The organism is Kitasatospora sp. NPDC057198, from assembly GCF_042670125.1.
GTDB lineage: Bacteria > Actinomycetota > Actinomycetes > Streptomycetales > Streptomycetaceae > Kitasatospora.
The window spans coordinates 15,531-27,388 of the sequence record NZ_JBHUWH010000051.1; the positions used below are offsets into that span (position 1 = coordinate 15,531).

14 protein-coding genes are annotated in these 11,858 nt (G+C 73.8%); 9 read left to right on the forward strand and 5 right to left on the reverse strand.

All coding sequences use genetic code 11. The features are described from left to right. The first annotated feature begins 59 nt into the window (after window positions 1-59). Together ACFUEL_RS09010 and meaB are read left to right on the forward strand one after the other, a co-directional pair. On the forward strand, window positions 60-1,250 hold the full coding sequence (locus ACFUEL_RS09010) for an acetyl-CoA C-acetyltransferase (RefSeq protein ID WP_380235388.1): 1,191 nt from the start codon (window positions 60-62) through the stop codon (window positions 1,248-1,250). 91 nt (window positions 1,251-1,341) lie between these two features. Beyond that, window positions 1,342-2,295, forward strand: a complete 954-nt coding sequence (gene meaB, locus ACFUEL_RS09015; protein WP_380235389.1) for a methylmalonyl Co-A mutase-associated GTPase MeaB — start codon at window positions 1,342-1,344, stop codon at window positions 2,293-2,295. A gap of 24 nt (window positions 2,296-2,319) precedes the next feature. On the opposite strand, the gene ACFUEL_RS09020 is transcribed toward meaB, so the two are convergent. After that, on the reverse strand, window positions 2,320-2,838 hold the full coding sequence (locus tag ACFUEL_RS09020) for a MarR family winged helix-turn-helix transcriptional regulator (protein WP_380235390.1): 519 nt from the start codon (window positions 2,836-2,838) through the stop codon (window positions 2,320-2,322). 190 nt (window positions 2,839-3,028) lie between these two features. On the opposite strand from ACFUEL_RS09020, the gene ACFUEL_RS09025 reads away from it, so the two are divergent. The 6 genes from ACFUEL_RS09025 (at window position 3,029) to ACFUEL_RS09050 (ending at window position 8,117) form a co-directional block, all read left to right on the forward strand. Continuing rightward, complete coding sequence (locus tag ACFUEL_RS09025; protein WP_380235391.1) at window positions 3,029-4,000, forward strand: MBL fold metallo-hydrolase; 972 nt, start codon at window positions 3,029-3,031, stop codon at window positions 3,998-4,000. Between the two features lie 111 nt (window positions 4,001-4,111). Then, a complete protein-coding gene (locus ACFUEL_RS09030; RefSeq protein WP_380235392.1) occupies window positions 4,112-5,536 on the forward strand; it encodes an ATP-binding protein in 1,425 nt (474 codons plus the stop codon). After that, the gene (locus ACFUEL_RS09035; protein ID WP_380235393.1) at window positions 5,533-5,952 is read left to right on the forward strand and encodes a roadblock/LC7 domain-containing protein; all 420 of its coding nucleotides are present in this window, start codon (window positions 5,533-5,535) and stop codon (window positions 5,950-5,952) included. The genes ACFUEL_RS09030 and ACFUEL_RS09035 overlap by 4 nt, the downstream gene beginning before the upstream one ends. Next, entirely contained in the window at window positions 5,949-6,317 is a 369-nt protein-coding gene (locus tag ACFUEL_RS09040; protein ID WP_380235394.1) for a DUF742 domain-containing protein, read from the forward strand. Before ACFUEL_RS09035 ends, ACFUEL_RS09040 begins: the two co-directional genes overlap by 4 nt. Before the next feature lie 70 nt (window positions 6,318-6,387). Then, window positions 6,388-6,936 carry an ATP/GTP-binding protein gene (locus tag ACFUEL_RS09045; RefSeq protein ID WP_380235398.1) on the forward strand — a complete coding sequence of 183 codons (549 nt, stop codon included), beginning with the start codon at window positions 6,388-6,390 and terminating at the stop codon, window positions 6,934-6,936. Beyond that, window positions 6,933-8,117 carry a cytochrome P450 gene (locus ACFUEL_RS09050; RefSeq protein ID WP_380235395.1) on the forward strand — a complete coding sequence of 395 codons (1,185 nt, stop codon included), beginning with the start codon at window positions 6,933-6,935 and terminating at the stop codon, window positions 8,115-8,117. The genes ACFUEL_RS09045 and ACFUEL_RS09050 overlap by 4 nt, the downstream gene beginning before the upstream one ends. Window positions 8,118-8,184: 67 nt before the next feature. Here the strand turns inward: ACFUEL_RS09050 and ACFUEL_RS09055 are convergent, their stop codons facing one another. The 4 genes from ACFUEL_RS09055 to ACFUEL_RS09070 all read right to left on the reverse strand — a co-directional run bounded on the left by ACFUEL_RS09055 (window position 8,185) and on the right by ACFUEL_RS09070 (window position 11,330). Further along, the gene (locus tag ACFUEL_RS09055; RefSeq protein WP_380235399.1) at window positions 8,185-8,973 is read right to left on the reverse strand and encodes an AIM24 family protein; all 789 of its coding nucleotides are present in this window, start codon (window positions 8,971-8,973) and stop codon (window positions 8,185-8,187) included. A 203-nt stretch (window positions 8,974-9,176) separates the two neighbouring features. Next, on the reverse strand, window positions 9,177-9,827 hold the full coding sequence (locus tag ACFUEL_RS09060; protein WP_380235396.1) for an AIM24 family protein: 651 nt from the start codon (window positions 9,825-9,827) through the stop codon (window positions 9,177-9,179). Next, window positions 9,827-10,465: an AIM24 family protein gene (locus tag ACFUEL_RS09065; protein WP_380235397.1), complete on the reverse strand. Its 639-nt coding sequence runs from the start codon at window positions 10,463-10,465 to the stop codon at window positions 9,827-9,829. The genes ACFUEL_RS09060 and ACFUEL_RS09065 overlap by 1 nt, the downstream gene beginning before the upstream one ends. A gap of 91 nt (window positions 10,466-10,556) precedes the next feature. After that, a complete protein-coding gene (locus ACFUEL_RS09070; RefSeq protein WP_380235400.1) occupies window positions 10,557-11,330 on the reverse strand; it encodes a DUF2127 domain-containing protein in 774 nt (257 codons plus the stop codon). 161 nt (window positions 11,331-11,491) lie between these two features. Between ACFUEL_RS09070 and ACFUEL_RS09075 the strand changes: the two genes are divergently transcribed. Then, entirely contained in the window at window positions 11,492-11,824 is a 333-nt protein-coding gene (locus ACFUEL_RS09075; protein WP_380235401.1) for a DUF3817 domain-containing protein, read from the forward strand. Window positions 11,825-11,858: the final 34 nt, after the last annotated feature.

Genomic DNA, 11,858 nt, shown 5'->3' on the forward strand with positions numbered 1-11,858 from the left:
GATCAGTACATTGACCGCATCTCCCCACCCTCTGGTCCGACGCGCGAAGGGGCTCGTCCATGACTACTTCTGTGATCGTCGCAGGTGCCCGCACCCCGATGGGGCGGCTGCTCGGCTCGCTCAAGGGATTCTCCGGCGCCGAGCTGGGCGGCTTCGCGATCGAGGCGGCGCTGCAGCGGGCCGGGATCACCGGCGACCAGGTCCAGTACGTGATCATGGGCCAGGTGCTGCAGGCCGGCGCGGGACAGATCCCGGCCCGGCAGGCGGCGGTCAAGGCCGGCATCCCGATGAACGTCCCGGCGCTGACCGTCAACAAGGTCTGCCTCTCCGGGCTGGACGCGATCGCGCTGGCCGACCAGCTGATCCGGGCCGGCGAGTTCGACGTCGTGGTGGCCGGCGGCCAGGAGTCCATGACCAACGCCCCGCACCTGCTGCCGAAGTCCCGCGAGGGCTTCAAGTACGGCGCGATCGGGATGCTCGACTCGATGGCCCACGACGGCCTGACCGACGCCTACGAGAACATCCCGATGGGCGAGTCCACCGAGAAGCACAACACCCGCCTCGGCATCACCCGCGAGGTGCAGGACGCCATCGCCGCCGCCTCCCACCAGCGCGCCGCCAAGGCCCAGGCCGACGGCGTCTTCGAGGCCGAGATCGTGCCGGTGCCGATCCCGCAGCGCAAGGGCGAGCCGGTGCTGTTCAGCCAGGACGAGGGCATCCGCGCCGACACCACCGTCGAGGGCCTGGCCAAGCTGCGCCCCGCCTTCGCCAAGGACGGCACCATCACCGCCGGCACCTCCTCGCAGATCTCCGACGGCGCCGCCGCCGTCGTGGTGATGAGCAGGGCCAAGGCCGAGGAGCTGGGCCTGAGCTGGATCGCCGAGATCGGCGCGCACGGCAACGTCGCCGGCCCGGACAACTCGCTGCAGTCGCAGCCGTCCAACGCGATCAGGCACGCGCTGGCCAAGGAGGGCCTGGAGGTCGGCGACCTCGACCTGATCGAGATCAACGAGGCGTTCGCCGCCGTCGCCCACCAGTCGACGCAGGACCTCGGCGTCAGCGCCGACATCGTCAACGTCAACGGCGGCGCCATCGCGCTCGGCCACCCGATCGGCATGTCCGGCGCCCGCGTGGTGCTGCACCTGGCGCTGGAGCTGCAGCGCCGCGGCGGCGGGGTCGGCGCGGCCGCGCTGTGCGGCGGCGGCGGCCAGGGCGACGCGCTGATCGTCAAGGTCCCGGCCCAGGGCTGAGCACCACCCGTCCACCCCGTCCCGCAGTGCCGTGCGAGCGGCCTGCGGGGCGTCCGCCTTTCCGCCGTAGCGCAGCGAGGAGCAGAACCCGATGGCCGATGTGGCGACGCTGGTCGAGCAGGCCCGGCAGGGCCGTCCCCGGGCGGTGGCCCGGCTGATCACCCTGGTGGAGAACGCCGCGCCCGAACTGCGCGAGGTGATGGCGGCGCTCGCCCCGCACAGCGGGCGGGCGTACACGGTGGGCCTGACCGGCTCGCCCGGGGTCGGCAAGTCCACCTCCACCTCGGCGCTGGTCAGCGCCTACCGGCGGCTCGGCAGGCGGGTCGGGGTGCTGGCCGTCGACCCGTCCTCGCCGTTCTCCGGCGGCGCGCTGCTCGGCGACCGGGTGCGGATGCAGGAGCACGCCACCGACCCGGAGGTGTTCATCCGCTCGATGGCCACCCGCGGCCACCTCGGCGGCCTGGCCTGGGCCGCCCCGCAGGCGCTGCGGGTGCTGGACGGGGCGGGCTGCGACGTGATCCTGGTGGAGACCGTCGGCGTCGGCCAGTCCGAGGTGGAGGTCGCCGCGCAGGCCGACACCTCGGTGGTGCTGCTGGCCCCCGGCATGGGCGACGGCATCCAGGCCGCCAAGGCGGGCATCCTGGAGATCGGCGACGTGTTCGTGGTCAACAAGGCCGACCGGGACGGCGCGGACGCCACCGCCCGCGAGCTCAACCACATGCTCGGCCTGGGGGAGTCCCGGCAGGCCGGCGACTGGCGGCCGCCGATCGTCAAGACCGTCGCCGCCCGCGGCGAGGGCGTGGACGAGCTCGTCGAGGCGCTGGAGAAGCACCGCGGCTGGCTCGCCGAGACCGGCGAGCTGGAGGCCCGCCGCCGCCGCCGGGCCGCCCAGGAGGTCGAGGCGATCACCCTGGCCGCGCTGCGCGCCCGGATCGGCGACCTGCGCGGCGACCGGCACCTGGACGCGCTGGCCGGGCAGGTCGCCGCGGGCGAGCTCGACCCGTACGCGGCGGCGGACCGGCTGGTGGCCGAACTGACCTCCTGAGCCCGCCGTCAGCTGAGCCCGCCGTCAGCCCCGGCCGCGGAGCCCGCGCAGGTGCTCGGCGATCGGGGCCAGGGCCGCGTACAGCGCGTCCAGCTGCTCGTCGGTGAGCCGGTCGATGAAGTGCGCGCGGACGCTGCGGACGTGGTCCGGGGCGACCTTGCGCAGCGTCTCCCAGCCGTGCTCGGTCAGGTGCGCGTACAGGCCGCGGCGGTCTCCCGGGCACTCCTGGCGGAGCACCAGGCCGGCCGCCTCCATCCTGGTGATCTGGTGCGAGAGCCGGCTCTTGGACTGCAGGGTGGCGGTGGCCAGGTCGGTCATCCGCATCCGGCGCTCGGGCGACTCGGAGAGCACGACCAGGATCTCGTAGTCGTTGATGGCGAGGTTGTGGGCCTGCAGCTCCCGGCTCAGCTGGTGGTCGAGGAGCTTGCCGACCTCCAGGTGGGCGCGCCAGAAGCGCTGCTCGCGGGCGTCCAGCCAGGGGGTGTCCGCTTCCGCCTCCCGGGCGGAGGGGACCTCGGGCGCTTCGGTCACGGGATCGTTCATGGGACCGAGTATAGTCGAGGTTGTTCAATGTTGTACGAATTCACAACCGGGGTTCCGGATCCGTTTCCCGGCCCGCCGCAACTGCTCCGCCCCCGCACAACCGCCTTCCCCGAAGGGCGACTTGAAACGCACATGTTCAATCCGTGGGCCGGAGCCGAACGGTGACACAGAGTTGGGCATAATCGCGCCCATGACGACCCGGAGCGCGCACTTCCATTCGATAGCCGACGGTATATACGCATGGCAGCCGCAGCAACGCGGTTGGGGCCTGGCCAACTGCGGACTGGTCACCGCCGGGGACACCGCGCTGTGGATCGACACCCCCTACGACCGCACCCTGGCCGGCGAGTTCCTGGAGCGCACCCGCGCCGTGCTGGCCCCCGGCGCCGAGGTCGAGCGGATCGTGGTCACCCACGCCAACGGCGACCACATGTGGGGCGCCGGCGTCCTCCCCGGCGCCGAGGTGATCACCACCCACGAGGCGCTGCACCACATCGCCTACGAGCCCACCCCCGAACAGCAGCACGCCCTGCTGCAGAACCTCGACAAGGACGGCGACACCGGCGCCTACCTGCACGAGCACTTCGGCTGCTTCAACTGGGCCGACACCCCGCCGGTCGTCCCCGACACCGTCTTCACCGGCGAACTCGAACTGCGCGTCGGCGACATCCCGGTGCGGATCAGCAGCCTCCCGCCGGCCCACACCAGCGGCGACCTGATCGTCCACCTCCCCACCCGCTCCACCGTCTTCACCGGCGACGTCGTCTTCGGCTCCACCGCCGAACGGCCCGGCGACCACCCCGTGCACTGGGCCGGCCCGCTCGGCAACATCATCGACGCCGTCGAGCGGCTGCTCGACACCGGCGCCGAGACGATCGTCCCCGGCCACGGCCCGCTGCTCACCCGCGCCGACCTGCGCGCCCACGCCGGCTACCTGCGCTACGTCCGCGACCGCGCGCACGCCCTGCACGCCGCCGGCGTCCCGGCCGCCGAGGCCGCCCGCACCGTCATCGACGAGGACCGCTACCCCGAACTCGGCCTCCCCGAGCGGCTGCTGGTCACCATCGGCACCGAGTACCGGCACCTCGACGGCACCGAGGCGCCCGCCATGCTGGAGGTCGTCGGCCGGATGGCCCAGCTGGCCCGGCAGCGCACCGCCTGAGCCAGCACCGCCCGCGCCCGCCCCCCGCCGCCGGCGACCCCCGCCCCCGCACCGCCGGCGGCTCCCGTTCCCGCACCCGTCCCCGCAGCGACGACTCCCCCCGAGGACCCCATGGTCGAGATCGTGCTCGCCCTGCTGGCCGGCGCCGCCCTGACCGCAGGACCCCTGCTGTGGTCCGTCCGGCGCGCCGTCCGCACCGCCCGCGCCGCCACCCGGCGCGCCGCCGAGACCGACAACCGCGCCCAGGGCGCCGAGGTCCGCGCCAGGGCCGCCGAGCACCGCGCCCGCACCGGCGAGGAGCGCGCCCGCACCGCCGAGGCCCGCGCGCACGCCGCCGAGGCCCGGCACACCCTCGCCGAGGCCCGGTACGCCGCCGCCGTCCGCGAGTCCACCCACCTCGCGCACGAACGGCTGCCCGCCGCCGCCACCGCGCTCACCCACCCCCGCACGCCCGTCCCCGGGCCGCTCGACACCGCCGGCGGCGAGGAACTGCACCGCGCCCTGGACGCCGTGCTCGCCGCCGCCGTCCGTGCCGCGCTCGCCGAACGCGAACGCACCGACGCCGCCGCCCGGGCCGCCCTGCGCGGCGCCGCCTCCAAGATCCAGGCCCTGCTGATCCAGGTCCGCTCGCTGCTGGAGGAGGTCCAGCTCTCCGTCGACGACCCCCGGCTGCTCGCCCTCGACTTCCGCAACGAGCTCACCCTGCGCCGGGTGCAGTCCCTCGCCGTGCTCTCCGGCGCCTGGCCCGGCATGACCCGGGAGGACTCCCCGCTCGCCGAGCTCTGCGTCGGCGCGCAGTCCCGGGTGGCCGGCTACGCCCGCATCGAGATCACCAACCACCTGCGCGAACCCCGGCTCGCGGTGGCCGCCCGGGCCGCCGAACCCGTCGCCATCGCGCTCGCCGAGATCCTCGGCAACGCCACCGCCTACTCCCACCCCGAGACCCGGGTCGTGGTCGCCATCGAACAGGGCAGCTCCGGCGCCCTGGTGGTGGTCGACGACATGGGCGTCGGCATGGAGCCCGACCAGCTCGAACGGGCCGGCGACCTGCTCGACGGCCAGGCCGAGGTGCTGCTCACCGAACTCGGCGACCCGCCGCAGGCCGGCTTCGCGGTGATCGGCCTGCTCTGCCGCCAGTTCGGCTTCGGCTGCCGGGTCGAGCCCTCCCCGTACGGCGGCGTGCGGGCCATCCTGCGGCTGCCCGCCGACCTGCTCACCCTCACCGACCCGGCCGCCCCGCTGTCCGCCCTCGCCCCCCGCCCGATCACCCAGAGCGCCCCGGTGTTCGACGCGGGCGACGCCCTGCCCACCCGCAAGCGCCGCACCCCCCGCGTCCCGCAGCAGGACGCACCGTCCCCCCTCCCCGCCCCGGCGAGCACCACCGGGGCGGGCACCACCCCGGCGGGCACCACCCCCGACCGGGCCCGCAGCGCGTGGTCGGCACTCCAGTCCGGCACCGCCGCCGGACGCAGCGCCGTCGACCGCCCCGCGCGCCCCGAGGGACCCGCCGCACCCGAAGGAGTAGAAACCCCGTGACCGCACCGCTCCGCCGCCACACCGAGGACCTCTCCTGGGTCCTCACCCCGCTGCTCGACCTGCCCGGCGTGCAGAACGCCGTCATCGCCACCGGCGACGGCCTGGTCACCGGCCACTCCGCCGACCTCGGCCGGGACGGCGCCGACCGGGTCGCCGCGATGACCGCCTCGCTGCACGCCGCCGCCCGCGCCTTCACCACCGCCTTCACCGGCGCCGAGAAGGTCGCGCTCAGCCAGACCGTGGTCGAGTCCGAGCACGGCTACGCCGTGGTCACCCCGGCCGGCGAGAACTCCTCGCTGGCCGTCTTCGCCCTCCCCGGCGCCGACCTGGGCACCATCGCCTACCAGATGCAGGTCCAGGTGGCCGCGCTCGCCCGGGCGCTGGCCAGCCCCGCCCGGGAGGCGAGCCGCACGTGACCGCCTCTCCCCGCCCGCAGGGCCCCCGCCGCCGACTGGTGCCCGCCTACCTCGCCACCCACGGCCGCACCGCCGCCGCCGGCGCCCACGGCCTGGACCGGCTCAGCGTGCTGCACGCCGCCGCCGACCTCCCGGCCGGGGTCGGCGGCGAACACCGCCAGTTATGGGAACTGGTCCGCCCCGGCGCCCTGACCCTCGCCGAGGCCGCCGCCCACCTCCGGCTGCCCGTCAGCGCCACCGTCTTCATCGCCGCCGACCTGGCCGAACGCGGCGCGCTCTCGGTCCGCGCGCCGATCCCCTCCGCCCAGCCGGTCAGCCGGGACCTCGCCGAAAGGCTCCTCAGTGGACTTCGCGCCCTCAAGTAGCACCGCCGCCCCGGTCGCCGACGCCCCGCCGGGCGCCCCGGCCTACCTGCCCCCCACCGACCCGGTCCTGATGAAACTCATGGTCAGCGGGCCGTTCGGGGTCGGCAAGACCACCTTCGTGCGCACCCTGTCGGAGATCCCGACCCTGCACACCGAGGAGGTCATGACCGCGGCCAGCCTCCCGGTCGACGACCTCAGCCGCATCCCCGGCAAGACCGCCACCACCGTCGCCGTCGACTTCGGCCGGCTCACCCTCGGCGGCGGCGAGTTCGTCCTCTACCTGTTCGGCACGCCCGGCCAGCGCCGCTTCCTCCCGCTCTGGGAGGACCTCGCCCGCGGCGCCCTCGGCGCGCTCGTCCTGGTCGACACCCGCCGGCTCGCCGACGCCTTCGACGCCATGGACCTGATCGAGGAGGCCGGACTGCCCTACGCCGTCGCGGTCAACCGCTTCCCCGACACCCCGCCGATCGCCCTCGACGCCGTCCGCGCCGCCCTCGACCTCGACCCGGCCACCCCGCTGCTCGAGTGCGACGCCCGCGAGCGCGAGGGCTGCGTCGACGCCCTGATCGCCCTCACCGAGCACGTCCTGGACCGCCTCCCGCAGGAGACCGCCCCGTGACCCGCGCCCCCCGCACCGCCCTCTACGGGCCGCAGTTCGCCGCCGACCCGCACGCCCACTACGCCCGGCTGCGCGACCGCGGGCCGCTCGCCCCCGTCGAACTCGCCCCCGGCGTCGACGCCTGGCTGGTCACCGACTACCACGTCGCCCTCGAAGTCCTCCGCGACACCGACGCCTGGACCCGCGACCCGCGCCGCTGGCAGGCCACCCAGCCCGCCGACTCCCCGATCCTCCCGCTGTTCGGCTGGCGCCCCACCGCGCTGTTCTCCGACGGCCCCGCGCACACCCGCTACCGCCAGGTCATCACCGACAGCGTCGGCATCCTCGAACCCCACCTGCTGCAGCGCGACACCACCGCCGTCGCCGAACAGCTCATCGCCGAGTTCGCCCACGCCGGCAGGGCCGACCTGCTCGCCGCGTACGCCTACCGGCTGCCGCTGCTCATCCTCACCTCCTGGTACGGCGTCCCCGAACCGGACACCGACCGGATCAGCACCGCGATGAACCGCGCCTTCGAGACCTCCTCCGGCGCCGCCGCCGCGTACGCCGACCTGGTCGCCGTCGTCACCGAACAGGTCGCCGACCGCCGCACCGCGCCCCGGCACGACCTGATCTCCGCCTTCCTCGGCCACCCCGCGCAGCTCGCCGACGACGAGGTCGTCCGGCACATCACGCTCACCCTGATGGCCGGCCACGAACCCACCGCCAACCTGATCGCGAACGCGCTGCTGCGGATGCTCTCCGACGACCGCTACGCCGGGTCGCTGCACAGCGGCGCGATGACCGCCCACGACGCGGTCAACGAGGTGCTCTGGAACGACCCGCCGCTGTCCAACTTCTCCCCGCACTACGCCCGGCGCGAGACCGTCTTCCACGGCACCGAACTCACCCCCGAGCAGCCGGTCCTGGTCTCCTACGCCTCCGCCAACGCGCAGGCCGCGCTCACCCCCGCCGAGAGCGAGTCCCTCGGCGGCTCCTACGCGCACCTCGCCTGGGGCGCCGGGCCGCACCGCTGCCCGGCCCGCCAGCCCGCCGTCCTGATGGCCGTCACCGCCATCGAGTACCTGATCAGCCGCCTCACCGACCTCCGCCTGGCGGTTCCCACCCCGGACGTCCTGTGGCGCCCGGGGCCGATCCACCGGGCGCTGGTCTCCCTCCCGGTGGAGTTCACGCCCCTGTAGGAACGAGCAGGAACGAGCGGAGCCGGGGGCGCGGGGAGAACCGCCGCGCCCCCGCCGGTGCCCGCCCTCAGAGCCCGAAGCGGCGTCCGAGGTCGCCCAGGCTGCCCAGTCCCGTCGCGCCGCCGTGCTGCTGCTGGTGCGGGACGTTCGCGCCGGGGATGCCGGCCTCGGCCGCGACGACGCCGACGGAGCGCTCGGTCATCAGCTGCTCGGAGGACTGCATCAGCACCTGCCCGGCCCCGATGAACTCGAACTGGTGCTCCTCGCCGCTCGCGCCGCCGATCCCGGTCAGGTGCCGCAGGCCGCCGATGACGCCGTGCAGGTAGCTGTGGTCGTAGTGGTGGCAGGGCGCGGGGCAGTCCGCCCAGCCGACCAGGGCCTGCGGATCGACCCGGACCGGGGGTTCGACGAAGTGCACCGGCCCGTTGGAGGCGGCGACGAACTTGCCGGTGCCGATCAGGGTCAGGAACCCGGGGATGATCGACTGCTTGAGCCGCAGCGAGGGTTCGAAGGCGAGCAGGTTGCCCGAGCGCACCGTCAGGTTGCCGTCCTCGAGGTCGTACGAGTTGAGGTCGTACGACCGGTCGGCGAGCAGCAGTTTGCCGCGGCCCTCGGCGACCACCCAGTCGGAGGCGTGCAGCGGGGAGTTGAAGTTCTGCTCCAGGACGCGGTCGAGGACGCCGCGGCCGATCCCGGAGAAGCGCATCTCGCCGTAGTAGGCGATCATCTTGCCCTTCTGCAGGTAGTACGCGCCGTTCAGGTCGACCGAGAAGCAGTACGGGTTGACGTTGTCGTCGGACGGCAGGGTGGCGGCGTCCCAGACCTGCGGGCCGTCGCCGCCGGGCGGCTGGAACACCGGCGCGCCGAACTGCCCGGCGGGGGACGCCTGGTAGGGCGGCGGCTGGGGAACGTGCATCCCGGCCTGGGTGGCCTGGTGGGACTGCTCGTACTGCTGCTGGGAGTACCCGGGCGGGGGGCCCTGCGGCGGGTACGGCGGGGGCTGCTGCCCGTACGGCTGCTGGCCGTAGGGCGACTGCGGGGGCTGCGGGGGGTAGGACATCAGAGCTTCACCTCGCTGGCCTGGACGTACACCGCGCCCTGCCCGGACAGTTCGAGCTGGAACGCCTCGCCGGAGCCGCGGCCGACCATGTCGCGCCAGCCGAGGGCGGTGGAGAGCTTGTTGGTGACCTCGCCCCGGTGGGCGACGTACGCCTGCGGGTCGACGTGGACGGGTTGGCCGGGGAGGATCGGGAGTTCGATCACGCCGCCGTGGGCCAGCACGGCGACCGACCCCTGGCCGGTGAGCTTGGTGGTGAACAGGCCCTGGCCGGTGACCTGGCCGCGGACCACGCCCATCAGGCCGCCCTGCTGGCCCATGAACATGGTGGACTGCTGGAGGCCGCCCTCGAAGGCGAGCAGCCGGTCGGCCTCCACGTAGAGGGTGTCGCCGACCAGGTCGATCACGTGCACGTGGTGGCCGCCGTGGCCGAACATCACGGTGCCGTGGCCCTCGACGGTCATCAGCGGGGTGTCCTCGTTGGCGACCCGGCGGCCGATCATCGACATCACGCCGCCCTGGCCGCCCATCAGGTTGGGCTGGAAGGTGACGTCGCCGGTGTAGCCGAGCATCGCCCCGCGCTGGGAGAGGACCCGCTGTCCGGGCACCACCTTGGCGGAGATCATCTTGTTGTTGATCCGGGTGAACGCCATCAGACCTCGCCCCCCAGCGTGACGCGCTCGGAGGGCTGGACGTAGACCAGGCCCTCGCCGGTGAACTCGACCTGCATGGCCTCGCCGCCGCCCTCGCCGATCAGCGTGGACCAGCCGGCCCCGGACTTGAGCGCCCGGTGCAGGTTGCCGGTGTGCGCGATGTACGCACCCGGGTCGACCCGCAGCGGCAGGCCCTGGGAGACCCGCAGGACCACCGCCGGGCCGTTGGAGGTGACCGCCGCCCAGCCCTGGCCCTCGACCTTGGTGGTGAACAGGCCGTTGCCGCCGGCCATCCCGTTCAGGCCGGTGAAGGAGGTGCCGGTGCGCAGCGTCGCCTCGGTGCAGAGCAGGTTGTCGGATTCGACGAACAGCGTCTCGCCGTTCAGTCGGACGAGATTGACCTCGGTGGCCTTGTCGGCGAAGTAGCAGGTGCCCTGCCCCTTCACCTCCATGACCTCCATGCGCTCGCCGGTGAGCCGGCGGGTGACCATGCCGCGCAGGCCGTCGCCGCCGCCGGTGAGCTTCTTGAAGCCCATCTGCCCGGTGTAGGCGACCATCGAGCCGTTGCGTGCCTTGACGGTGTCCCCGGCGAGATCGACGGCGAGGACCCTGGACCCCTGGAGTCGGAACTGTGCCACGTCCGGAATGTAGCCGCCCCCTCCCCGGCTGGGGAGGGGGCGGGGCGGGCTGGTACCGGTTCGGTACGAAACCCGTACATCGGACATACCGTCAGACGGTCTGCGGCAGCGCCCCCGCGGACGCCTCCACCTCCAGCAGCGAGGCCGAGTGCCGCTCGGCCTCGAACGCGGCGCGGCCGCCGCGCAGCCCGAACAGGCGCTTGGAGAGCATGATCCAGAGCACCGCGGCGATGTTCAGCAGCAGCGTGCAGACCTTCAGCGCGCTGACGTGCTCGGTGAGTTCGTAGCCCTCCAGCGGCAGGAAGGCGGCGGTGGCGACCACGGTCAGGTACTCGGCCCAGCGGTGGCCCCACCACAGGCCGAACGCCTCGACGATCTCGATCAGCGCGTACGCCAGCAGCGCCGCGGCCACGTAGACCAGGGTGGAGTGCTTGTAGTCGAAGGTCTTGCGGACGGTGTCGACGATCGGCGAGTGCTCCAGGTCCCAGTGGAAGTGCTCGGTGACCGGCTTGAAGACGGTCAGGTTCTCGTCGAAGATCCGGCGCACCGCGTCCTGGCTGTTGGAGAACTTCCACACCCCCCAGGCGACGATCACGATCAGCAGGCCGCGCAGGAACCGCTCGACGGCCAGGAAGCGCAGGATGAACAGGTCGCGCAGGGCCTTGCCGCGGGGCACCAGCGGCGCGTCCTGGGCGGGGCCGGAGCCGTGCGGCTCGCCGAGCGCGAAGTCGCCGCAGCGCAGGCAGCGCCAGACGGTGCCGACGGCGGTGGCGGCGTGCAGCCGCTCGCGCAGGCCCGGTTCGTCGGGCGCATAGGTGATGTGGCCGCGCTTGGCGCAGGTGTGGCGGTCCCAGTCCCGCTTCAGCATGTGCGTGTTCCCCCCGTGGGTCCGCGCGCCCCGGCCTTCGGAGCGCGCAGCACAGCAGGATAGGGGGTCCCCGGTCGGCGCCGGCGTCGGGTCGGTGATAATGGTCCCGGCTTGTGCATCCCTTCACAAGCGAAGCCGTCCGCCGTGCCCCGTGAGGAATCCCCGTGAAGAGCGTCGCCGCCGTCCACCGCCTGCGCCTGGTCTCCGGCCCCGAGGGGCTGTCCTTCATCCTGCTGCTGGTCTGCTCGGTGCTCAAGCGCACCACCAGCTTCAACGGCGTGCCGGTGATGGGCGCGGTGCACGGCGCGCTGTTCGTCCTCTATGTGGTGTTCCTGGTGCAGGCGCACCAGGCCCGCCGCTGGGAGCCCAAGCGCACCCTGCTGCTGTTCGTGCTGTCGGTGCTGCCCACCGGCGGCTTCTTCGCCGAGCGGATGCTCGCCAAGGAGGAGCGCGGCGAGTCGGCCGCCCCGGCGCCCGCCGCCACCGCCTGACCCGTCCGGAACGTGGTGCGCGGCGGCCGGGCCT